The sequence below is a fragment of the Pseudomonas kulmbachensis genome (assembly GCF_963681935.1).
Lineage (GTDB): Bacteria > Pseudomonadota > Gammaproteobacteria > Pseudomonadales > Pseudomonadaceae > Aquipseudomonas > Aquipseudomonas kulmbachensis.
Map to the genome: position 1 here is coordinate 5231273 of NZ_OY817088.1, position 20957 is coordinate 5252229.

At 57.8% G+C, this 20957-nt stretch carries 20 protein-coding genes; 10 read left to right on the plus strand and 10 right to left on the minus strand.

All coding sequences use genetic code 11. The features are described from left to right. Positions 1–185 precede the first annotated feature (185 nt). Together U5A05_RS23885 and U5A05_RS23890 are read right to left on the minus strand one after the other, a co-directional pair. The gene (locus U5A05_RS23885) at positions 186–1172 is read right to left on the minus strand and encodes a phosphate ABC transporter substrate-binding protein PstS (RefSeq protein WP_016782943.1); all 987 of its coding nucleotides are present in this window, start codon (positions 1170–1172) and stop codon (positions 186–188) included. Between the two features lie 164 nt (positions 1173–1336). Continuing rightward, a complete protein-coding gene (locus tag U5A05_RS23890) occupies positions 1337–2626 on the minus strand; it encodes an MFS transporter (RefSeq protein ID WP_261740277.1) in 1290 nt (429 codons plus the stop codon). Between the two features lie 375 nt (positions 2627–3001). On the opposite strand from U5A05_RS23890, the gene U5A05_RS23895 reads away from it, so the two are divergent. Continuing rightward, positions 3002–3403, plus strand: coding sequence for an acyl-CoA thioesterase (locus U5A05_RS23895; RefSeq protein ID WP_003438129.1), 402 nt, complete (start codon positions 3002–3004; stop codon positions 3401–3403). A 31-nt stretch (positions 3404–3434) separates the two neighbouring features. Continuing rightward, positions 3435–4334: a D-hexose-6-phosphate mutarotase gene (locus tag U5A05_RS23900; RefSeq protein WP_321835121.1), complete on the plus strand. Its 900-nt coding sequence runs from the start codon at positions 3435–3437 to the stop codon at positions 4332–4334. A gap of 118 nt (positions 4335–4452) precedes the next feature. Here the strand turns inward: U5A05_RS23900 and U5A05_RS23905 are convergent, their stop codons facing one another. The 5 genes from U5A05_RS23905 to U5A05_RS23925 all read right to left on the minus strand — a co-directional run bounded on the left by U5A05_RS23905 (position 4453) and on the right by U5A05_RS23925 (position 8162). Continuing rightward, positions 4453–4989 carry a DUF3299 domain-containing protein gene (locus U5A05_RS23905; protein ID WP_261740279.1) on the minus strand — a complete coding sequence of 179 codons (537 nt, stop codon included), beginning with the start codon at positions 4987–4989 and terminating at the stop codon, positions 4453–4455. Positions 4990–5070: 81 nt separating this feature from the next. After that, positions 5071–5319 (minus strand): GlsB/YeaQ/YmgE family stress response membrane protein, encoded by a 249-nt coding sequence (locus U5A05_RS23910; RefSeq protein ID WP_261740280.1) that lies wholly within the window; start codon positions 5317–5319, stop codon positions 5071–5073. 105 nt (positions 5320–5424) lie between these two features. Continuing rightward, complete coding sequence (locus U5A05_RS23915; RefSeq protein WP_321835122.1) at positions 5425–6510, minus strand: 5-(carboxyamino)imidazole ribonucleotide synthase; 1086 nt, start codon at positions 6508–6510, stop codon at positions 5425–5427. Positions 6511–6521: 11 nt separating this feature from the next. Continuing rightward, positions 6522–7013: a 5-(carboxyamino)imidazole ribonucleotide mutase gene (gene purE / locus U5A05_RS23920; RefSeq protein ID WP_016782937.1), complete on the minus strand. Its 492-nt coding sequence runs from the start codon at positions 7011–7013 to the stop codon at positions 6522–6524. A gap of 231 nt (positions 7014–7244) precedes the next feature. Then, complete coding sequence (locus tag U5A05_RS23925; RefSeq protein WP_261740282.1) at positions 7245–8162, minus strand: LysR substrate-binding domain-containing protein; 918 nt, start codon at positions 8160–8162, stop codon at positions 7245–7247. A 180-nt stretch (positions 8163–8342) separates the two neighbouring features. Between U5A05_RS23925 and aspA the strand changes: the two genes are divergently transcribed. From aspA to U5A05_RS23950, 5 genes are all read left to right on the plus strand, one after another. Further along, positions 8343–9767 (plus strand): aspartate ammonia-lyase, encoded by a 1425-nt coding sequence (aspA, locus tag U5A05_RS23930; protein ID WP_321835123.1) that lies wholly within the window; start codon positions 8343–8345, stop codon positions 9765–9767. Between the two features lie 543 nt (positions 9768–10310). Further along, the gene (locus tag U5A05_RS23935; protein ID WP_261740284.1) at positions 10311–11732 is read left to right on the plus strand and encodes an alanine/glycine:cation symporter family protein; all 1422 of its coding nucleotides are present in this window, start codon (positions 10311–10313) and stop codon (positions 11730–11732) included. Positions 11733–11789: 57 nt separating this feature from the next. Further along, positions 11790–12794 carry an asparaginase gene (locus tag U5A05_RS23940; protein WP_321835124.1) on the plus strand — a complete coding sequence of 335 codons (1005 nt, stop codon included), beginning with the start codon at positions 11790–11792 and terminating at the stop codon, positions 12792–12794. Positions 12795–12960: 166 nt separating this feature from the next. Beyond that, on the plus strand, positions 12961–13953 hold the full coding sequence (locus U5A05_RS23945; protein WP_261740286.1) for an AraC family transcriptional regulator: 993 nt from the start codon (positions 12961–12963) through the stop codon (positions 13951–13953). Between the two features lie 125 nt (positions 13954–14078). Continuing rightward, positions 14079–15116, plus strand: a complete 1038-nt coding sequence (locus U5A05_RS23950; protein WP_321835125.1) for a histone deacetylase family protein — start codon at positions 14079–14081, stop codon at positions 15114–15116. A gap of 111 nt (positions 15117–15227) precedes the next feature. Here U5A05_RS23950 and pdxR read toward each other — a convergent pair whose 3' ends face one another. Then, the gene (gene pdxR, locus U5A05_RS23955; RefSeq protein WP_321835126.1) at positions 15228–16775 is read right to left on the minus strand and encodes a MocR-like pyridoxine biosynthesis transcription factor PdxR; all 1548 of its coding nucleotides are present in this window, start codon (positions 16773–16775) and stop codon (positions 15228–15230) included. A gap of 89 nt (positions 16776–16864) precedes the next feature. Here pdxR and U5A05_RS23960 point away from each other — a divergent pair, with 89 nt between their 5' ends. From U5A05_RS23960 to U5A05_RS23970, 3 genes are read left to right on the plus strand one after another with little or no spacing between them, the layout of a single operon-like run. Then, entirely contained in the window at positions 16865–17494 is a 630-nt protein-coding gene (locus tag U5A05_RS23960; RefSeq protein ID WP_261740289.1) for an FMN-binding negative transcriptional regulator, read from the plus strand. A gap of 6 nt (positions 17495–17500) precedes the next feature. Then, entirely contained in the window at positions 17501–17950 is a 450-nt protein-coding gene (locus U5A05_RS23965) for a GNAT family N-acetyltransferase (protein WP_261740290.1), read from the plus strand. A gap of 14 nt (positions 17951–17964) precedes the next feature. Further along, positions 17965–18645: a GNAT family N-acetyltransferase gene (locus tag U5A05_RS23970; protein ID WP_321835127.1), complete on the plus strand. Its 681-nt coding sequence runs from the start codon at positions 17965–17967 to the stop codon at positions 18643–18645. Between the two features lie 55 nt (positions 18646–18700). On the opposite strand, the gene U5A05_RS23975 is transcribed toward U5A05_RS23970, so the two are convergent. Both U5A05_RS23975 and oadA read right to left on the minus strand, forming a co-directional pair. Continuing rightward, positions 18701–18976, minus strand: coding sequence for a helix-turn-helix domain-containing protein (locus U5A05_RS23975; RefSeq protein WP_321835129.1), 276 nt, complete (start codon positions 18974–18976; stop codon positions 18701–18703). A 165-nt stretch (positions 18977–19141) separates the two neighbouring features. After that, positions 19142–20950 carry a sodium-extruding oxaloacetate decarboxylase subunit alpha gene (oadA, locus tag U5A05_RS23980; RefSeq protein ID WP_321835130.1) on the minus strand — a complete coding sequence of 603 codons (1809 nt, stop codon included), beginning with the start codon at positions 20948–20950 and terminating at the stop codon, positions 19142–19144. Positions 20951–20957 lie beyond the last annotated feature (7 nt).

The window sequence follows — 20957 nt, forward strand, 5'->3', positions numbered from 1 at the left end:
ATGACAAAACGGTGACGCAAAAAATCCGCCGCCCGACGGTGCCGGCAGCGGAATGGAAATTAGGTGTATCTGCAACAACGCTAAACCTGCAGCCGCTGCCGAAGGCTGCGATGGGTTGCGCAGCGACCCTCGTTTCTGAAGGTCCTGCGGTCCTTATCGCAGCCAGGCGGCAGCGGCTACAAAGTTTATGCGCCTTCTTTCAAGCCCAGGTCAGCCAAGGCTTTGGCAGCGACTTTGGCTGGCAGAGGAATGTAGCCGTCTTTGACAACCACTTCCTGGCCTTGCTTGGACAGAACCAACTTGATGAACTCGGCTTCCAGCGGGTTCAGCGGCTTGTTCGGCGCCTTGTTCACGTACACGTAGAGGAAACGCGACAGCGGGTATTTGCCGTTCAGTGCGTTTTCTTCGGTGTCCTCAATAAACTCGGTGCTGCCTTTTTTAGCCAAAGGCACGGTCTTCACGCTGGCGGTTTTGTAACCGATGCCCGAGTAACCCACGCCGTTCAGCGAGCTGCTGATCGACTGCACAACCGAAGCCGAGCCTGGCTGTTCGTTCACGTTAGGCTTGTAATCGCCTTTGCACAGGGCTTCTTCCTTGAAGTAGCCATAGGTCCCGGACACCGAGTTACGACCGAAGAGTTGGACTGGCTTGTTGGCCAGATCGCCGGTCACACCCAGGTCGCCCCAGGTTTTAACGTCAGCTTTGGCGCCACACAGACGAGTCGAGGAGAAAATCGCGTCGACCTGTTCCATGGTCAGGTGCTTGATCGGGTTGTCCTTGTGCACGAACACGGCCAAGGCATCCACTGCCACCGGGATAGCGGTTGGCTTGTAGCCGTACTTCTGCTCGAAAGCAGCCAGTTCGTTGTCTTTCATCTTGCGGCTCATCGGGCCCAGGTTAGCGGTGCCTTCAGTAATCGCAGGCGGCGCGGTCGAAGAACCGGCAGCTTGAATCTGGATGTTTACGTTTGGATATTCTTTTTTGTAAGCCTCGGCCCACAATGTCATCAAGTTCGCCAGGGTGTCAGAACCAACGCTGGACAGGTTACCCGACACACCAGTGGTCTTCACGTAGGGCTGAATAGCCGGGTCAACACCAGCGGCAACCGCATTGGCAGTTGCAACGCCTGCGGCGACAAAAGTCAGGGCCGCCATAACACGCTTCAGTTTCATGCCTTACTCCTAACAAACGGGGTTAGATGAATCGGGGGCCAGTATCTGCAGGCCATATGACCACTCTATGAACCGATTGTGACAATTAGATGAAAGGCCATCACTCGTTACAAATGATGGCCTTCGGGGAGACTGACGAGGTATTACGACGGATCAGGGCTTGTTCAGCGGCCCTTTTTCCATAGATAAGCACCCACCACCAAGCCCATCGTGCAAATGATAGCCACGTAGTAAGCCGGGCCCATCGGGCTTTCCTTAAGCAACAAGGTCACGGCCATTGGGGTCAGGCCGCCAAAGATGGCGTAGGCCAGGTTGTAGGAAAACGACAGGCCGCTGAAGCGCACCACGGCCGGGAAAGCTTTGACCATGACATAAGGTACGGCGCCGATGGTGCCTACAAACAAACCGCTCAAGGCATACAGCGGGAACAGCCAGTCTGGGTGTTGCAGCAGGCTGTGATAGAACGTCCACGACGACACCAGCAACCCGGCGCAACCCAACACAAATACCTTGCCCGCACCAAAGCGGTCAGCCAGGGCACCCGAGGCGATGCAACCCAGGCTCAGAAAGACGATTGCCAGGCTGTTGGCCTGCAACGAGGTGGTGGCAGAGAAGCCGTAGATGGTTTGCAGCACCGTCGGCGTCATCAGGATCACTACGATGATCCCGGCTGACAGCAACCAGGTCAGCAGCATCGAGATCACAATCGCGCCGCGATGATCACGCAATACGGTCTTGAGCGGTACTTCAGCCGCCAATGCCTTGCGCAACTGCAACTCGGCGAACACCGGTGTTTCGTGCAGCCACCGGCGCAGGTACACCGAGAACAAGCCAAAGACACCACCCATCAGGAAAGGAATCCGCCATGCGAAATCAGACACTTCAGCCGGTGTGTAGATCGTATTGATGGCAGTGGCCATCAGCGAACCCAACAAAATACCCGCTGTCAGCCCACACGTCAGAGTGCCGCAGGCATAGCCAACATGGCGGGGCGGGACGTGCTCGGCCACAAACACCCAAGCCCCCGGCACCTCACCACCAATGGCCGCGCCCTGAATCACGCGCATCAGCAGCAACAGAATCGGTGCCCACATGCCAATCTGCGCATACGTTGGCAACAGACCCATGATCAAGGTCGGCACTGCCATCATAAAGATGCTCAGGGTGAACATCTTTTTGCGCCCCAGCAGGTCGCCAAAGTGCGCCATGACGATGCCGCCCAGAGGGCGCGCCAGGTAACCCGCAGCAAAAATACCGAAGGTTTGCATCAGGCGTAGCCACTCGGGCATGTCCGCCGGGAAAAACAGCTTTCCGACTACCGTGGCAAAAAACACAAAAATAATAAAATCGTAAAACTCCAGCGCACCACCCAGGGCAGACAGCGACAAGGTTTTATAGTCATTACGGGTTAACGGCCGCGAAGGCGGCGCTGCACTGGAAGGCTCTGTGATCATGGGGTCTTGCTTCTCTTATTAGGCTCGGCAAAAAGCTGCAACTTCGCCGGCAGGGGCTGGGCAGGTTTTGAAAGATAACAAATTGTTTGCAAAAGCACAGAGCTAGACGCGCAGAGCACTCAAAAAGCGGAATCCGGAGGTCGTCGGCTGAGTCATCGCCCGATATACTCACAAACCGTAAGAAACACTTGGTAACTTCCAGGTTGCTGTGCGAAAACGCCCGCTGGATGGCTTCAGCCGATTTCGCAGAGTTTCCCCTTGGTGCGGCTTATGAAGAACGTGACGAACGTAGTATGTTCGGGCTGAATCGTTTTTCTAAAGACGCTTATTCACCCGCAGTACTTATGAAGAATCACGGGTCAGAGGCCCTTTGGCATGTTAGAGCTCGAACAAGAAGATCCAATCCCGCAAGGCGACCTGGCCTTGCAAATCACTGCGCTGCCTCGCGAGACCAATGGTTTCGGCGATATTTTTGGCGGTTGGCTGGTTTCACAAATGGACCTGGCTGGCACCGCAATGGCCAGCAAGGTTGCCGGTGGCCGTGTAGCCACAGTCGCTATTGATCGTATGGCGTTTCTGGTTCCTGTGGCAGTGGGTGCGCAATTGTCGTTCTACACCCAGGCACTTGAGATCGGCCGCAGCTCTATCCAGATGATGGTTGAAGTGTGGAGTGACGACCCGTTGTCCAGCGAATGGCGCAAGGTGACTGAAGCCGTCTTTGTATTTGTTGCCATTGATGGCAGCGGCCGCACCCGTTCCGTTCCGCCCCGCCGTTAACCTTCCACAGCACTGAAATAGAGAGCCTGCCATGCACCATATAGAGTCAGTCACCCTGGATGAACTGGAGTGCTGGCACTTCCAGCATGGTCAGGCCCAACTGCTGGTCGCCAAGCAGGGTGCGCAAGTCCTCAGCTACCAGCTAGGCGATGAGCCACCCATTATCTGGCTCAACGAAAAAGCCCAGTACAAGCAAGGCAAGGGTATCCGTACTGGCGTGCCGGTGTGCTGGCCATGGTTCGGTAATTTGGCGTTGAACCCGCAAAGCGTGCAGGCCATGCGCCACAGCGACGAGCCTGCCACCGCCCACGGTCTGGTCCGCACCCGCGAATGGGAAGTGCTGGAAATCGATGACGCGGGCGAAGCCCTGCATATTGAACTGGGCCTGCCTCACATCGACGGCGGCCTGCCCGGCTGGCCCCACGATGTGGCGCTAACCCTGAGCATTCGCCTCGACACCCAACTGCATATCAGCCTCACCAGCCATAACCGCAGCGACATCCCGGTCAGCATCAGCCAGGCGCTGCACAGCTACTTCGCGGTCAGCGACGTGCGCAAGGTTCAGGTTCAAGGCGTAGAGGGCCTGACCTACATCGACACGCTCAAAGACTGGGAACATATCAAGCAGACGGGCGATTTGACCTTTAGTGGCGAAACCGACCGTATCTACCTCGATACCCCGCAACAACTGAGTATCGTAGATCCGGACTGGTCGCGTACCCTTGAGCTGACCAGCCACGGCTCGCGTACAGCGGTGATCTGGAACCCGTGGATCGACAAGACCGCCAGCTTCAGCGACATGGCTGCAGACGGCTGGCAACGCATGTTGTGCATCGAAACCGCCAACGTGATGGATGACGTGATCACCCTGCAACCGGGCGCCAGCCATTCAATGGGCGTGAGTATTGCGAGTAAACGGCTAAAGGTCTGATACGCAACCTGTTGCCGCTGCTGCAGGCTGTGATGGGCTGCGCAGCGGCCCTGCTGTTTGAAGCGCCTTCGGACCTTATCGCAGCCTGCGGCAGCGGCTACAGGTTGTGTTCCAATGCCTACAAATCCGCCTCAACCACCACCCGCACCTTGCTCGCATCCAGCGCATAGGCCGCATCGGCCAGGTCATTGCTGACCTTCTCAACCTTCAGCGTGCCCATCACCCATAACGGGGTGTAGATGTCGTCCAGCTTCAGGCCTTTTGGATAGCGCACCAGCACCAGCTGATTGGGCGGCGGAGGCGGCACATGGATGCAGGCCCCAGGGTACGGCACCAGGAAAAACAGCGTGCTGCGGCCCTTGGCGTCCGTTTCCAATGGCACGGGGTAACCGCCCAGACGGATATTTTTACCGTTCATGCCCGCCACGGTTTTGCTGGAATACATCACGGCCGGCAAACCCTTGCTCTGCTTCAAACCGCCCTTATCGGTAAACGTACCGTTAGCCTCGGGCGAGTCATGGTCAATTTCGGGCATTTGTTCGAGGGCTTTTTGGTCCGACATAGGCATCAGTTCAAGCCAGTCGGTTTCGGGCAGTTCTGCCGCGTGTGCCAGGCCTGCGCCAAGCAAAAGGAATGTCAGTAGAAAACGGCGCATGCAAGGCTCGATAAAAGAGGAGTTAAACGCACGCAGTTTAGCGCTCTCTGCGGCTGGCGCAGAGAGAGCCAAGGCGTTTAATCAGGACTTTTTCGACACAATGCCGTAGATCACCAGCAAGATCACAGCACCAACCACCGCACCGATAAAGCCGGCACCCTCACCCGCCTTGTAGATACCCAGCGCCTGGCCACCGTAGGTAGCCGCCAGCGAACCGCCGATACCCAGCAGGATGGTCATGATCCAGCCCATGCTGTCGTCACCCGGTTTCAGGAAACGAGCCAGCAGACCAACGATCAAGCCGATAAAAATGGTTCCGATGATGCCCATGGACGCTTCCTCTCGATTAGATGGCGTAAGCCAAAGCCTAGTCAGCACTTTGGCATCACGCCATCAGAGAGTAGCGACAACCCAATGGTTCCCGGCGAAAGCGATTTACGCTTCGTCGATTAACGCTTCAACCTTGAGGATTTGCGCTTTGAGCGTCGCCATATCTGCACAGCGCAGGTTGGCGTGACCGACTTTACGGCCGATCTTGAAAGCCTTGCCGTAGTGGTGCAAATGGCAGTCGGCAATCGCAATCACCTTCTCAACTGGCGGCACGCTGCCGATGAAGTTGAGCATGGCGCTTTCACCGACCTTGGCCGTCGAACCCAGCGGCAAGCCAGCGATGGCCCGCAAGTGGTTTTCAAACTGGCTGCACTCGGCGCCTTCAGTGGTCCAATGCCCGGAGTTATGCACACGCGGGGCAATTTCGTTGGCCTTAAGGCCACCGTCGACTTCAAAGAACTCGAACGCCATCACGCCAACATAATCCAGCTGCGTGAGCACACGGCTGGAGTAGTCTTCAGCCAAGGCTTGCAGCGGGTGATCGGTGCTGGCAATCGACAACTTGAGAATGCCACTGTCGTGAGTGTTGTGTACCAACGGGTAGAACTGTGTTTCACCATCACGACCGCGCACGGCGATCAGCGACACTTCGCCGGTAAACGGTACAAAACCTTCCAGCAAGCACGACACACTGCCCAGCTCGGCAAACGTACCCACTACGTCAGCAGGCGTACGCAGCACTTTCTGGCCCTTGCCGTCATAACCCAGAGTGCGGGTCTTGAGCACGGCAGGCAGGCCAATGCTGACCACCGCCGCGTCCAGATCAGCCTGGGACTGGATGTCGGCAAACGCCGGGGTCGGAATCCCCAGATCCTTGAACATGCTCTTTTCGAACCAGCGGTCGCGAGCAATGCGCAGCGCTTCGGCACTCGGGTACACCGGGACGAATTGCGACAGGAAAGCCACGGTTTCAGCCGGAACGCTTTCGAACTCGAATGTCACCAGGTCGACTTCATCAGCCAACTGGCGCAGATGATCCGGATCGCTGTAATCCGCACGCAGGTGTTCGCCCAATGCGCCAGCGCAGGCATCAGGTGCCGGATCAAGGAAAGCAAAGTTCATCCCCAGCGGAGTACCCGCCAAGGCCAGCATGCGGCCCAGTTGGCCGCCACCGATTACACCGATTTTCATCGTCAGAAACCTCAGGCTACGCGCGGGTCTGGATTGTCCAGCACGCTGTCAGTCTGTTCAGCACGGAATGCTTTCAAAACGGTGTGGAACTGCGGGTGCTTGGCACCCAGGATGCTCGCCGACAACAAAGCCGCGTTGATCGCGCCCGCTTTGCCGATGGCCAGGGTTGCAACCGGAATGCCCGCTGGCATCTGCACGATCGACAGCAGCGAGTCGACACCCGACAGCATGGCCGACTGCACCGGAACACCCAGTACTGGCAAATGGGTTTTGGCCGCACACATGCCTGGCAAGTGGGCTGCGCCACCGGCACCAGCGATGATGACCTCGATCCCGCGGCCTTCGGCCTCTTCGGCATACTGGAACAGCAGATCCGGAGTGCGGTGGGCAGAGACCACTTTCACTTCGTAAGGAATGCCGAGTTTTTCCAGCATATCGGCGGTGTGGCTGAGGGTGGACCAATCGGACTTGGAGCCCATGATCACGCCTACCAGTGCACTCATCGTCGCGCCTCTTCTCTTGGGCGCCCGCAGGCGCGTCAAAAAACAACAAGCCACGTGGAGGATCCGACGTGGCTTGTTATAGGAATTAAGGCCGGTCAAGCCAGCCGAAGGCCGCGCAGTATACCCCAAAGATGTGCCTTGAAAGCACCTTTGGCGACCATCTGTCTTGCACGACAAAAACAGCCCGGACGCCCGGTTTTATTGACTCTTAGGTCAGGCGAAAAAATCGGCTCAGGTCGGCGTTGGCGCCTGACCGGTTGGATTCTCCAGCTTGCGCCACAACAACCGCACGTTAGCCTTGCGTACCAGCGCGCAACGGTACAGGCGAATCTCCAGCGGTACGTGCCATTGCGGCCCTCCACACACCACCAGTTCACCCCGCGCCAGCTCGGCGCGCACGCTCAAGTGCGGCACCCAGGCGATGCCCAGCCCCTCTAGCGCCATGCTTTTAAGGCTGTCGGCCATCGCCGTCTCATAAATAGTGGTAAAGCGCAGGCTGCGCTGACGCAGCAGCAAATTCACCGAGCGACCCAAAAAAGCGCCAGCGCTGTAGGCCAACAGCGGCACACTGCCTTCGCCCTCAAGATCAAACAACGGCTTGCCGTCAGCATCGGCGGCGCACACCGGGAGCATTTCAGTATTGCCCAGGTGCAAGGACGGAAAAATTTCCGGATCCATCTGCAAAGCAGCGTCTGGATCGTAAAAAGCCAGCATCAAATCGCATCCGCCTTCACGCAAGGCATGCACCGCGTCTCCGACGTTAGTCGCAACCAGACGTGTCGCAATATTCAGCCCTTCATTACGCAATTGGGCGATCCAGCGCGGGAAAAAACCCAAGGCCAAGGAGTGTGCAGCAGCCACTTGCATGACCTCGCCCTGCCCGCCTTCGAGGTGATGCAGATGGCGCAACACTTCGCCCAACTGTTCAACCACGGTGCGCGCCGTAACCAAAAACAGCTGACCGGCCGCAGTCAACTCCACCGGGGTGCGGGAACGATTCACCAAGGTCAGCCCAAGCGCCGCTTCAAGGCTGCGAATACGTCGGCTAAAGGCTGGCTGAGTGACAAAGCGACGCTCTGCCGCCTGGGAAAAACTGCGCGTAGCAGCCAGGGCACTGAAGTCCTCTAACCATTTACTTTCGAGATTCATCGAGTCCTCCCGGACGCGCACCAAATTGGGTCACACGCTCGACGCGCTTGTCGCGTCACGTCGTCATTATGCCGTTTCTGCATAGGATAGTGTTTAAAGGCATTGGCCCAAAATAGTCCGCAAGCCTAGGATTCTAAGCGTTCCGGCCCAGACCGGGTTCTTATCGAGATGATTTCTATCATGTCCTCCGCTGCATCTTTCCGTACCGAAAAAGACCTGCTTGGCGTACTCGAAGTACCAGCTCAAGCGTATTACGGCATCCAGACCCTGCGAGCGGTGAATAACTTCCGTCTCTCGGGCGTTCCGATCTCGCACTACCCGAAGCTGGTTGTGGGCCTGGCAATGGTGAAACAAGCCGCTGCTGATGCCAACCGCGAGCTGGGTCATCTGAGCGACGCCAAGCACGCTGCCATCAGCGAAGCTTGTGCCCGTCTGATCCGCGGCGATTTCCACGAAGAGTTCGTGGTGGACATGATTCAGGGCGGCGCTGGCACTTCAACCAACATGAATGCCAACGAAGTGATCGCCAACATCGCGCTGGAGGCCATGGGCCACCAGAAAGGTGAATACCAGTACCTGCACCCTAACAACGACGTGAACATGGCGCAGTCGACCAACGACGCCTACCCGACGGCCATCCGCCTGGGCTTGTTGTTGGGTCACGACGCGCTGCTGGCCAGCCTCGACAGCCTGATCCAGTCGTTCGCGGCCAAAGGCGTCGAGTTCAGCCACGTCCTGAAAATGGGCCGTACCCAGCTGCAAGACGCCGTGCCTATGACCCTGGGTCAAGAGTTCCGTGCGTTCGCCACCACCTTGAGTGAAGATCTGGCCCGCCTGAAAACACTGGCGCCAGAGCTGCTGACCGAAGTAAACCTGGGCGGCACCGCCATCGGTACTGGCATCAACGCTGACCCGCGTTACCAGATGCTGGCTGTAAACCGTCTGGCAACCATCAGCGGTCACCCGCTGGTACCGGCTGCCGACTTGATCGAAGCCACCTCCGACATGGGCGCCTTCGTCCTGTTCTCCGGCATGCTCAAGCGTACCGCGGTCAAACTGTCGAAGATCTGCAACGACTTGCGCCTGCTGTCCAGCGGCCCACGCACCGGCATCAACGAAATCAACCTGCCAGCGCGTCAGCCCGGCAGCTCGATCATGCCAGGCAAGGTCAACCCGGTTATCCCGGAAGCCGTTAACCAGGTGGCATTCCAGATCATCGGTAACGACCTGGCCCTGACCATCGCTGCCGAAGGCGGCCAGTTGCAACTGAACGTGATGGAGCCGCTGATCGCATTCAAGATCTTCGACTCGATCCGCCTGCTGCAACGCGCCATGGACATGTTGCGCGAACACTGCATCGTCGGCATCACTGCTAACGAAGCGCGCTGCCGCGAACTGGTCGAGCACTCGATTGGTCTGGTAACCGCACTGAACCCGTACATCGGCTATGAAAACGCCACCCGCATCGCCCGTATCGCCCTTGAAAGCGGCCGCGGCGTGCTGGAACTGGTGCGCGAAGAAGGCTTGCTCGACGACGCCATGCTCGACGACATCCTGCGCCCGGAAAACATGATTGCCCCGCGTCTGGTGCCTCTTAAGGCCTGATGCTGTAACACGCTTAACGCTCACCAGGTCGAGGGACTAGACACCTCTCACCTTTTGAGGGCCTACAGATACGTCTGCAGGCCCTTTTTTTTGCCCGCGATTCGAGGCCTTCGCGAGTTTCTATATTGCGTAGCAGCTGCCGAAGGAACGAGGCTGCGTTCGGCGACGTAGTCGTCGCGAAACCTGAGCACTCAATATATCTGACACACCAAGCTGCCTGATTTACGACGGCTTCGCCGCCGAACGCAGCCTCGTTCCTTCGGCAGCTGCTACGAACGACTTGCTCTTAAAACCGACACGTACATGAAAAATCAATCACTTATGCAGACGCCTCTAATACTCATAGGTATAGTGCCCGCCCTCTTCCTGCGCTTGGCCCCAGCCCCTGCGGCCATCGTCAGCACGGAAACAGCATCGTAAACCAAGCATCAACATGGCCAGGGTCGCCTTGATCGCCTACGTTTATGCCCGTCTCAAGCGGGTGTAACGCGATATTTCGATCCGCCCGTGTTGCCATCAGATAAAAACAGCGAGGAATAATCCATGCTTGAAGTCATCAATGACTTCCTCTCAGGGAAAGTACTAATCGTGCTCATGGTTGGGCTCGGTGGCTACTTCACGATCCGCTCGCGTTTCGTTCAGTTCCGTTACTTCCTGCACATGTTTGCGGTTTTCAAAGACAGCTTGCGCAGCAGCGCCGGGCAACTGAGTTCGTTCCAGGCACTGATGCTCAGCCTCGCGGGCCGTGTAGGTGCGGGTAACATTGCCGGCGTCGGCATCGCAGTAACCCTGGGCGGCCCCGGTGCCGTGTTCTGGATGTGGGTGACCGCGTTGGTCGGCATGTCCAGCAGCCTGATCGAATGCTCCCTGGGCCAGCTGTACAAGCGTCGCGACGCTGAAGGCCAACTCCGTGGCGGTCCGTCCTTCTATATGAAGCACGGTCTGGGCAAACTGTGGATGGGCCAGCTAATGGCCGTGTTGCTGCTGATCACCTTCGGCTTTGCCTTTATGGGCCTGCAAGCCCACGCCGTAACCCACTCACTGCAAGATGCCTTTGGTTTCGAGGTCAGCTACTCAGGCCTGGCCATTGCCATCCTGCTGGGTCTGGTATTTGTCGGTGGTATCAAACGTATTGCTTCGGTGGCTGACCTGCTGGTACCCGTCAAGACCCTGGCCTACATCGCGGTCACCCTGTATGTGATCGTGCTGCAATTCGATCACGTACCAGCCATGCTGGGCCATATCGTCAAGAGCGCCTTCGGCCTCGACCCGGTGTTTGGCGGCTTGATCGGCAGCGCAATCGTGATGGGCGTCAAACGTGGCGTATTCGCCAACGAAGCCGGTCTGGGCAGCGCCCCGAACGTGGCCGCTGTGGCCGATGTGGAACACCCTATCGCTCAAGGCGTGGTTCAGGCGTTCAGCGTCTTCCTCGACACGTTTGTGATCTGTACCTGCACCGCCTTGCTGATCCTGCTGTCGGGCTTCTACACCCCGGGCTTTGAAGGCGACGGCATTGCCCTGACCCAGAACTCCCTGGCGGCCGTAGTTGGCGAATGGGGCCGTGTGTTTATCAGCGTAGCCCTGGCGTTGTTCGTGTTCACCTCGATGCTCTACAACTACTACCTGGGCGAGAACAATCTGCGCTTCCTGGTCGGTGAAAACCGCAAGGCGCTGATTGGCTACCGCGCGCTGGTGCTGGTATTGATTTTTTGGGGGTCGATCGAAAACCTGCAAACCGTCTTCGCCTTCGCCGACATCGCCATGACCATGCTGGCCTTCGTTAACCTTGTTGCCCTGGCGATGCTGTTCAAGATCTGCATGCGCGTGCTCAAGGACTACGATGACCAGCGCCGCGCAGGGATCAAGACACCGGTGTTCGATTCCAGTAAATTTCCGGATCTGGATCTAGATCTGAAGGCCTGGCCGCCAAAACCGGCCGCCAAGGTCGAAGAAACAAAACGCTGACACTCACGCGGCGGTTCTGACCAGAACCGCCGCGTTTTTGCTTATGGGGACTCAACAATGACCGCAGCCACTCATCACACTGCCCAACGCGTCATGGTGCTCTACACCGGCGGCACCATCGGTATGCAGGCCAGCGCCAGCGGCCTGGCGCCAGCATCGGGTTTTGAAGCGCGCATGAGCGAACACCTCGCCAGCCAGCCGCAGTTGCAAGTGCCGCAATGGTGCTTTCGCGAGATGAGCCCGCTGATCGACAGTGCCAACATGACGCCCGCCTACTGGCTGCGCCTGCGCAGCGCGATCATCGACGCTGTCGAGCAGGATGGCTGCGATTCAGTCCTGGTCCTGCATGGCACTGACACACTGGCCTACAGCGCGGCCGCAATGTGCTTTCAATTGCTGGGCTTGCCGGCGCCAGTGCTGTTCACCGGCTCCATGCTACCGGCAGGCGTGCCCGACAGTGATGCCTGGGAAAACGTCAGCGGTGCCTTGCAGGCGCTTGGCCAAGGTCAGCCTCACGGCGTTCAGCTGTACTTCCACGGCAAGCTGATGGCACCGACACATTGCGCCAAAGTCCGCAGCTTTGGGCGTAACCCGTTTGTGACGCTGACGCGCAATGGTGGCGCGGCCAAGGCCACCTCACTGCCGAGTGAACTGGCGTACAACCATCCAAAACACCAAGCCAGCGTCGGTGTATTGCCGCTGGTGCCGGGGATTGGCGCCGCCCAACTCGATGCCCTGCTCAACAGCGGAATCGAAGCACTGGTGCTCGAATGCTTCGGCAGCGGGACCGGCCCCAGTGATAACCCGGATTTTCTCGCCAGCCTGCAACGGGCGCAGGAAAACGGCATTGTCGTCGTGGCCATTACCCAATGCCATGAAGGCGGTGTGGAGCTGGATGTGTACGAAGCAGGCAGTCGCTTGCGTGGGATTGGCGTACTGTCGGGCGGCGGCATGACCCGCGAAGCGGTGTTCGGCAAACTGCATGCCTTGCTCGGTGCAGACTTGCCACTGGCCGAGGTACGGCGCCTGATCGAACTGGACGTGTGCGGGGAGTTGGTCTGACCGACTTGTAGCTGCTGCCGCAGGCTGCGATGGACTGCGCAGTAGGCCCACCTTGAGTGAAGGTCCTGCGGACCTTATCGCAGCCTGCGGCAGCGGCTACAGGTTCACAGAATATTCTGCGGCACATAACTTGCTCACTTCCTGAACCTTCACACAGGAAGTGAGCATGCTCCACTCTCATCTCACAACGCTCAACGCCGTTTCGCTGGTGCTCAGCACCTTCAATGCCGAAGGCTTGCCCAGCGAAGCGCTGTTGGCGGGCAGCGGCATACGGGCGGCGGACTTGAGCCGTGCAGACACTCGCATCACCACCAATCAAGAAATGCGCGTGTGCGCCAACGCCGTGGCCTTGCGTCCCGAGATCGGCCTGGAGCTGGGGCGGCGCATGCATGTGTCGTCCTACGGCATGCTCGGTTACGCCCTACTCACTAGTGCCACCTTAGGTGACGCATTGCGCCTGGCCTTGCGCTACCCGGCGTTGCTGGGAACACTTTTCGAACTGAGTCTTGAGGTCGAAGGGGATCAAGTGTGGTTCTGCGCCAATGGCTACGGCGAAGGCCCGCAATTGGCGGTGTTCAATGCCGAGCTATGCCTGGTCTCGCTCAAGGTCATTTGCGAAGACCTGCTTGGCCTGCCACTGCCGCTATTGGGAGCACGTTTTGGCCATAGCGCACCGGATTATCACGCCAGCTACGCGCAAAGCTTCGATTGCCCGCGCCTGTTCGGGGCCGACAGCAATGCTTTCGCCTTCGCGACCAGTTGGCTCGACCAGCCCTTGCCACTGGCCGATGCCGTCACCCATCAGGCGATGGCCGAGCGTTGCCGCAAACAGAATCTGGAATTCACCGGGCGCCAAACCTGGCTGGAACGCATTCGCCAGCTACTTGCCGCACAACTGCACGCGGCCCCAGGGCTTGAGGGCCTGGCCGAACAAATGAACTGTTCACCGCGCACCCTGCGTCGCCATTTACACGATGTAGGTTGCAGCTACCAGACATTGCTCGATGACCTGCGTTTTGAGCGGGCCAAGTTGTTGCTCAACGAAACCGAATGGCCCATTTACCGGATTGCCGAAACCCTGGGCTTCAGTGAAACCGCGAGCTTTCGTCATGCCTTTGTACGCTGGAGCGGGGTCGCCCCCAGCCAGTTCCGCGCTTAAAAGAGGCGAATTTCGGTCAATTGTATTGGCCATAACTATCTCCTTTTGGCCGCTCCTGCCGTTCTCTCAAACACCCAGCGCAGCAAAACTGTAGGCCACCGCTCAAGCCTTGGGAGAACAAGAAAATGCTGACGATCTACTCGGACGATCATCACCTGCATCATGGCCGCTGTGAGCTAATGGACGGGCAGTTGATGCCCTGTTTCGAAATGCCCTCACGCGCCGACCATATTCTGCAACGCGTTCAAACCCGCGAACTAGGCCCGGTTCACGCCCCGCAAGACTTCGGCCGCGGGCCAATCGAGCGCGTCCACAGCGCGGCGTATCTGGACTTTTTCCACGGCGCCTGGGACCGCTGGACCGAACATGGCCGCGACGGCGATTTGCTGCCCTACACCTGGCCAGCCCGCACCCTGCGCGCCGTTCTGCCCACCAGCCTGCACGGCCAGCTTGGTTACTACAGTTTCGACGGCGGCGCGCCCATTACCGCCGGCACCTGGCAAGCGGCCTACAGCGCAGCGCAAGTAGCCCTGACCGCCCAGGCCGAAATTCAAAACGGCGCCCACAGCGCTTTCGCACTTTGCCGCCCGCCGGGCCATCATGCCGCCAGTGACTTGATGGGCGGTTACTGCTACCTGAACAATGCGGCCATTGCAGCGCAGGCGTTCCTCGATCAAGGCCGCAGCAAGGTGGCGATCCTCGACGTGGACTACCACCACGGCAATGGCACACAGTCGATTTTCTATAAGCGCAGCGACGTATTGTTCACCTCGATCCACGGTCACCCTGAAGCCGAGTTTCCGTTCTTTCTGGGCTACGAAGACGAGCTGGGTGAAGGGCCGGGCGAAGGTTTCAACTTCAACTACCCACTGGCCGCAGGCTCGGCCTGGGACCGCTGGAGCGCAGCTCTGGAATTGGCTTGCGCTGAAATCGAAGGTTACGACGCTGACGTCATCGTGGTTTCACTGGGTGTGGATACGTTCAAGAACGATCCAATTTCCCAGTTCAAACTCGACAGTCCGGACTACCTGCGCATGGGCGAGCGCATCGCTCGCCTGGGCAAACCGACGCTGTTTGTGATGGAAGGTGGTTATGCGGTAGAAGAAATCGGCGTGAATGCGGTGAATGTGCTGGAGGGCTTTGAAGGCATTAGCTGCGCGTAATTCACGGTGGGAGCAGGCCTGCTCGCGATTGCAAAACTGTGGTCTACCTGACAAACCGCAGTGCCCGCATCGCGAGCAAGCCCGCTCCCACAGATCCCGCATAAATGAAGATTATTTCCAAACTGTGCCCAGACGCTCCAATGCCGCCTTGATATCCGCTTGCGGCACCGCCGCAAAACCCAACACCAGGCCTGCACGGTTATCCACAGGCTCGGTCGAGTCCTGCAACCAATAACTGCTTAACCCGTTAATCTCCACGCCCACCGACTTGGCTTGCTCCAACAACTCCTGCTCGCGGGCCAAACTCGTCACCGGCACCGCCACATGCAACCCTGCGGCAATACCCGGTACAGGCCCAACCCCCGCCAAACCCTGCGGCCAGTTGGCCAGTAATACATCGCGACGGCTCAGGGCTGCGCGACGCATCCGGCGGATATGCCGCTGAAAATGCCCCGCTACCATAAACTCGGCCATCACCGCCTGGGTGCTGACTTCCGAATGGCGCATATCCAGAGAACGGCGGCGGGCAAATGGCTCGGTCAGCCCTATGGGTAATACCAGATAACCCAGACGCAGCGCCGGAAAGGCCACCTTGCCGAAGGTGCCGACATAAATCACCCGCCCGTTACGGTCCAATGCCGCCAGTGGGGCTAGTGGCGCACCGCTGTAGCGGTATTCGCCATCGTAGTCGTCTTCGACAATCCAGCCTTGCGTGCGCTCGGCCCAGGCGAGCAGCTCAAGGCGGCGGGCCAGGCTCAGGGTGACACCGCTCGGATACTGATGAGAAGGCGTCACATAGGCCAGCCGACAGTTGCTCAGGCGGGCCAATGCCGAGCAATCCATACCGTCCTGATCCACCGCCACACCCTGTACCTGCGCTCCGGCAATCGCAAACGCATAGGCGGCTGCACGGTAGCCGGGGTTTTCCACAGCCACCCCCTCTCCCGGCTCTACCAGCAGCTGTGCACAAAGGCTAATTCCCTGCTGCGCGCCACTGGTGATCAAAATTTGCTCAGCCGTGCACGACAAACCCCGCGAGGTGCGCAAATACGCAGCAATTAATCCACGCAAGCGCTCATCTCCGGCCGGGTCGCCGTAACACAGTTGCTGCAAGTCCGGCTTACGCCAAAAAGCCGCCTGCAGCTTGCTCCATACCTCGAAAGGGAATAAGTCAAAAGCCGGAACCCCCACTCGAAAAGCGCGGGGAACTCCGCTTGGAGGTAGGTCAAGTGCGTGCTTTGCAACCCTGCTCAGAGCAGTGCTGTGGATAACTTTACTGGATGTAATTACAGGTATTTCTGCCTGTTTTGTGGATAACCCTGGGGATAAGCCTGTTGAAAACCCTGTGGATAAGTTGGTGGACAACTTTTTTAGCGGCAGGGCTTTTTCAGGCAATTTTGCGACATAAGTACCATCCCCAACTCTCCCCTCAATAAAACCTTCGGCATACAACTGGTCATAAGCCCGCACCACGCTATTACGCGAAATACCCAGAGCTGCGGCCAGGTCACGACTGGCTGGCAAGCGCGCGCCCCCACTCAAGCGACCATCCAGCACACGCAGGCGCAATGCCTGATACAGCTGGCGGCTTAGACCTTTTTTCGGATCAAGCTCAATTCCGGCTGGGTTGAAGGCGATGGACAGCTCTGAATCCGTCATGGATTGGACCTATTAAAATTACCATTAATGGCTCTTACAACAAACCAATAGCCTGCCTAGGATGTCGCCATTCGCCAAGGATAATTTCTATGTACGTACCCCGTGCCTTCGCAGAAAACGACATTCAAATCCTGCATCAGCAGATGCAGGCCACGGCCCTGCCCGTACTGGTCACCCATGGCAGCCAAGGCTTGATCGCCAGCCATGTGCCCTTGCTCCTGAACCCGGACGAAGGCGCGTACGGCACGCTATACGGGCACCTTGCCCGCGCTAACCCGCATTGGAACGACCTGGCTGAAGGCGCCGAGGCGTTGGTGATTTTTGCGGGTGAGCAGGCCTATATCAGCCCGTCCTTCTACCCCAGCAAGGCCGAACACGGCAAAGCGGTGCCCACCTGGAACTACCTCGCCGTGCACGCTTATGGCAACGCGCAAGTCTTCGATGATGCCGAGCGCCTGCTGGCGCTGGTCAGCCGCCTGAGCAACAAACACGAAGCCAATCGCCCAAAACCTTGGGCGGTCAGCGACGCGCCTGGCGACTATATCGACAGCATGCTCAAGGCAATTGTGGGTTTTCGCCTGCCCATCACCCGCTTGAACGGTAAACGCAAACTCAGCCAGAACCGCGATGCCGCCGACCAGACAGGCGTACGCCAAGGACTTTTGGCCAGCAGTAACCCGCAAGACCACGCACTCGCTCATTTAATGGTTAAGGAATAGCTGAAAATGACTCAAATCCAGATCAAACCCGCCACCGCCGCCGATCGCGAGCAGTGGCTACCTCTTTGGCAAGCGTATTTGCGCTTTTACAAAACCGAACTGTCCGACGAAATCACCCAGTCCAGCTGGACGCGCTTTCTTGATCCCGCGGAACCAACGTCACTGGCTCTTGCCTGGCAAGGCGATAAAGCCGTGGGCATGGTCCAGTGTGTTTATCACCGCACCAACTGGAGCATCAAAAACGCCTGCTACCTTCAAGACCTGTTTGTCAGCCCCGAAGTGCGCGGCAAGGGCGTTGGCCGCCAACTGATTGAACACGTATATGCCGTCGCTCGTGATAAAGACTGTGCCAAAGTCTATTGGATGACTCAGGAAACCAACGCCACGGCGATCCAGTTGTATGAGCGCATTGCCGAGCGCCCTGGTTTTATTCAGTTTCGCAAAACCTTGTCATAAATAAGGAACGCGCAATGCCCGACTCTCTAGATCAATGGCTGGCGGCCAAAACACCAGATACCCGCACCCTCGAAGGGCATTTCATTCGTCTGGAAAAGCTCGACCCGACACGTCATGGCGATGAACTATGGTTAGCCTTACAAGGGCCGGGCAGCGACCCCAAGCTCTGGGACTACTTGCCTTACGGACCTTTCAACGAGCGTCCGGCATTTGATGCCTGGTTGCAAAACCATGCCGCCAGCCGCGATCCGCACTTTTATACCGTTATCGACCAGCCGAGCGGTGCGGCACAAGGCTTGATCAGCCTGATGTGCATCGTTCCGGAACATGGCCGTATCGAGATCGGCCACGTCACCTTCGGTGCCCCGATGCAGCGTTCACCGAAAAGTACCGAGGCGGTCTACCTGCTTGCCAAGGAAGCCTTCGCACTGGGCAACCGACGCCTGGAGTGGAAGTGCAACAACGACAATGCAAGATCCAAACGTACTGCAGTACGATTAGGGTACACATACGAAGGCGTTTTTCGCCAGCATATGGTGGTTAAAGGAAAAAATCGTGATACTACGTGGTACAGTATTATTAGTACGGAATGGCCCGCTATAGCTGCAGGCTTTGAAAAATGGCTGGCACTGGATAACCAACCCAAAAGCGGCCAAATAAAGACCCTGGAAGAATGCAGAGCATCAGCTGTATAAAATTTGATCAATACGCCCAGCAAGGACTGCTGGGCGTTTTTGTGTCAGAAGGGGGTCAAAATTTTCTCGGCAAGCGAACCACACCCATTTGCAGACCAAAGGGGTTGAAAACTGCATTCAGGGATTTAAGCGTGGGATTACCTTCGCCGTGCTCGATTTGAATCAAGGTACGGACCGATATTCTGCACATGCGGGCGAATTGGGTTTGCTGCAGCTGAGTAACATCTATCCTAAATCGCTTAACGGCTCCACCTAGCGTGATCTTGCCTTGAGCCAGATCAGCCTCAATGCTTTCGATTATCAGCTGACGCGTATCAATGGTCAGGGTCATTTCAAGCCCCACATGCTTTCACCTGCAATATAATTCCCTCTGACAAACTGCATTTAAATGCATATTAAGCGCCAAGCAGACCACAGTATCTGCATCAAAATGCAGGCAAAAAAAAGGGGAGCACATGCTCCCCCGAGGTTTAAAGCGTTTACATCAAAGGCGGTATCAGGCTTCGATTTCGATCAGAATTTCGCCCGGGTTAACGCGGTCGCCCTTGATTACGTGAATGGTGACAATTTTGCCTGCGATGGAGGCCTGTACTTCGGTCTCCATTTTCATTGCTTCGGTGATCAGCACCGATTGCCCAGCCTTGACTACATCGCCAACTGCAACCAGTACATCAACGATGTTGCCCGGCATGGCAGTGCTGACGTGGCCCGGCTCACTGGCTTGCTTGCGCTTGCTGGCGGAGCCGCCGACGAATTCGTTGAGCGGTTCGAACACCACTTCTTCCGGCATGCCGTCGATGGACAGGTAGAAGTGACGCTTGCCTTCTGCCTTGACGCCTACACCGGTGATGTCAACGCGATAGCTTTCACCATGCACGTCGATCACGAACTCAGTCGGTACGCCTTCACCGCTAGCCTTGGTAACGCCGCCTGCTTCAGGAATCGGCAACAACACTTCCGGGCTCAAGGTGCCTGCTGCACGCTCTTCAAGGAATTTACGACCGATGTCCGGGAACATGGCGAAGGTCAGTACGTCTTCTTCCGACTTGGCCAAGGCACCTATTTCAGCACGCAGCTTGACCATTTCTGGCTTGAGCAGGTCTGCAGGGCGTACGTCGATCAGTTCTTCGTTACCGATAGCCTGACGGCGCAGTTGCTCGTTGACCACGCCCGGCGCCTTGCCATAGCCGCCTTGCAGATACAGCTTCACTTCGTTGGTGATGGTTTTGTAGCGCTCGCCAGCCAACACGTTGAAGAACGCCTGGGTGCCGACAATTTGCGAGGTCGGGGTCACCAGCGGCGGATAACCGAGGTCTTCACGTACACGCGGGATTTCGGCCAGCACTTCACTCATGCGGTTCAGGGCGCCCTGCTCTTTGAGCTGATTGGCGAGGTTGGAGATCATCCCGCCCGGCACCTGGTTGACTTGAACGCGGGTGTCGACGGCGGTGAATTCGCTTTCAAACTGGTGGTACTTCTTACGCACTGCGTAGAAGTACATGCCAATTTCCTGCAGCAGCGACAGGTCAAGACCGGTGTCGTACTCGCTGCCTTTAAGGGCCGCTACCATCGACTCGGTGCCCGGGTGGCTGGTGCCCCACGCGAAGCTGGAGATCGCGGTATCGATATGCTCCGCGCCGTTTTCGATCGCCTTGAGCTGGCACATGGCAGCCAAGCCCGCGGTGTCATGCGAGTGAATAAAGATCGGCAGGCTGATTTGCGCCTTCAGCGCCTTGACCAGTTCGCCAGTGGCGTACGGGGTCAGCAGGCCTGCCATGTCCTTGATGGCCACCGAGTCGCAGCCCATGGCTTCCATTTGCTTGGCCTGAGCCACAAACGCTTCAGTGGTATGCACCGGGCTGGTGGTGTAGGCGATGGTGCCCTGAGCGTGCTTGCCGGCAGCTTTGACCGCCTCGATGGCTACGCGCAGGTTACGCACATCGTTCATGGCATCGAAGATGCGGAACACGTCGATACCGTTAACCGCCGCCTTGGCGACGAAGGCTTTGACCACGTCGTCGCTGTAATGGCGATAGCCCAGCAGGTTCTGGCCGCGCAGCAGCATTTGCAGACGAGTGTTAGGCAAGGCCGCACGCAGTTGGCGCAGACGCTCCCACGGGTCTTCTTTAAGGAAGCGCACGCAGGCGTCAAAGGTAGCGCCGCCCCAGACTTCCAGCGACCAGTAGCCGACTTTGTCGAGCTTGTCGCAGATCGGCAGCATGTCTTCAGTGCGCATGCGGGTGGCCAGCAGCGACTGGTGGGCGTCACGCAGGATGGTGTCGGTTACAAAGATCTTCTTGGACATTGAAATA

Bases quoted from the DNA above. Each gene is read 5' to 3' on its own strand.
- U5A05_RS23885 (WP_016782943.1), bottom strand. From the start codon at position 1,172: ATGAAACTGAAGCGTGTTATGGCGGCCCTGACTTTTGTCGCCGCAGGC.
- U5A05_RS23890 (WP_261740277.1), bottom strand. From the start codon at position 2,626: ATGATCACAGAGCCTTCCAGTGCAGCGCCGCCTTCGCGGCCGTTAACC.
- U5A05_RS23895 (WP_003438129.1), top strand. From the start codon at position 3,002: ATGTTAGAGCTCGAACAAGAAGATCCAATCCCGCAAGGCGACCTGGCC.
- U5A05_RS23900 (WP_321835121.1), top strand. From the start codon at position 3,435: ATGCACCATATAGAGTCAGTCACCCTGGATGAACTGGAGTGCTGGCAC.
- U5A05_RS23905 (WP_261740279.1), bottom strand. From the start codon at position 4,989: ATGCGCCGTTTTCTACTGACATTCCTTTTGCTTGGCGCAGGCCTGGCA.
- U5A05_RS23910 (WP_261740280.1), bottom strand. From the start codon at position 5,319: ATGGGCATCATCGGAACCATTTTTATCGGCTTGATCGTTGGTCTGCTG.
- U5A05_RS23915 (WP_321835122.1), bottom strand. From the start codon at position 6,510: ATGAAAATCGGTGTAATCGGTGGCGGCCAACTGGGCCGCATGCTGGCC.
- purE (WP_016782937.1), bottom strand. From the start codon at position 7,013: ATGAGTGCACTGGTAGGCGTGATCATGGGCTCCAAGTCCGATTGGTCC.
- U5A05_RS23925 (WP_261740282.1), bottom strand. From the start codon at position 8,162: ATGAATCTCGAAAGTAAATGGTTAGAGGACTTCAGTGCCCTGGCTGCT.
- aspA (WP_321835123.1), top strand. From the start codon at position 8,343: ATGTCCTCCGCTGCATCTTTCCGTACCGAAAAAGACCTGCTTGGCGTA.
- U5A05_RS23935 (WP_261740284.1), top strand. From the start codon at position 10,311: ATGCTTGAAGTCATCAATGACTTCCTCTCAGGGAAAGTACTAATCGTG.
- U5A05_RS23940 (WP_321835124.1), top strand. From the start codon at position 11,790: ATGACCGCAGCCACTCATCACACTGCCCAACGCGTCATGGTGCTCTAC.
- U5A05_RS23945 (WP_261740286.1), top strand. From the start codon at position 12,961: ATGCTCCACTCTCATCTCACAACGCTCAACGCCGTTTCGCTGGTGCTC.
- U5A05_RS23950 (WP_321835125.1), top strand. From the start codon at position 14,079: ATGCTGACGATCTACTCGGACGATCATCACCTGCATCATGGCCGCTGT.
- pdxR (WP_321835126.1), bottom strand. From the start codon at position 16,775: ATGACGGATTCAGAGCTGTCCATCGCCTTCAACCCAGCCGGAATTGAG.
- U5A05_RS23960 (WP_261740289.1), top strand. From the start codon at position 16,865: ATGTACGTACCCCGTGCCTTCGCAGAAAACGACATTCAAATCCTGCAT.
- U5A05_RS23965 (WP_261740290.1), top strand. From the start codon at position 17,501: ATGACTCAAATCCAGATCAAACCCGCCACCGCCGCCGATCGCGAGCAG.
- U5A05_RS23970 (WP_321835127.1), top strand. From the start codon at position 17,965: ATGCCCGACTCTCTAGATCAATGGCTGGCGGCCAAAACACCAGATACC.
- U5A05_RS23975 (WP_321835129.1), bottom strand. From the start codon at position 18,976: ATGACCCTGACCATTGATACGCGTCAGCTGATAATCGAAAGCATTGAG.
- oadA (WP_321835130.1), bottom strand. From the start codon at position 20,950: ATGTCCAAGAAGATCTTTGTAACCGACACCATCCTGCGTGACGCCCAC.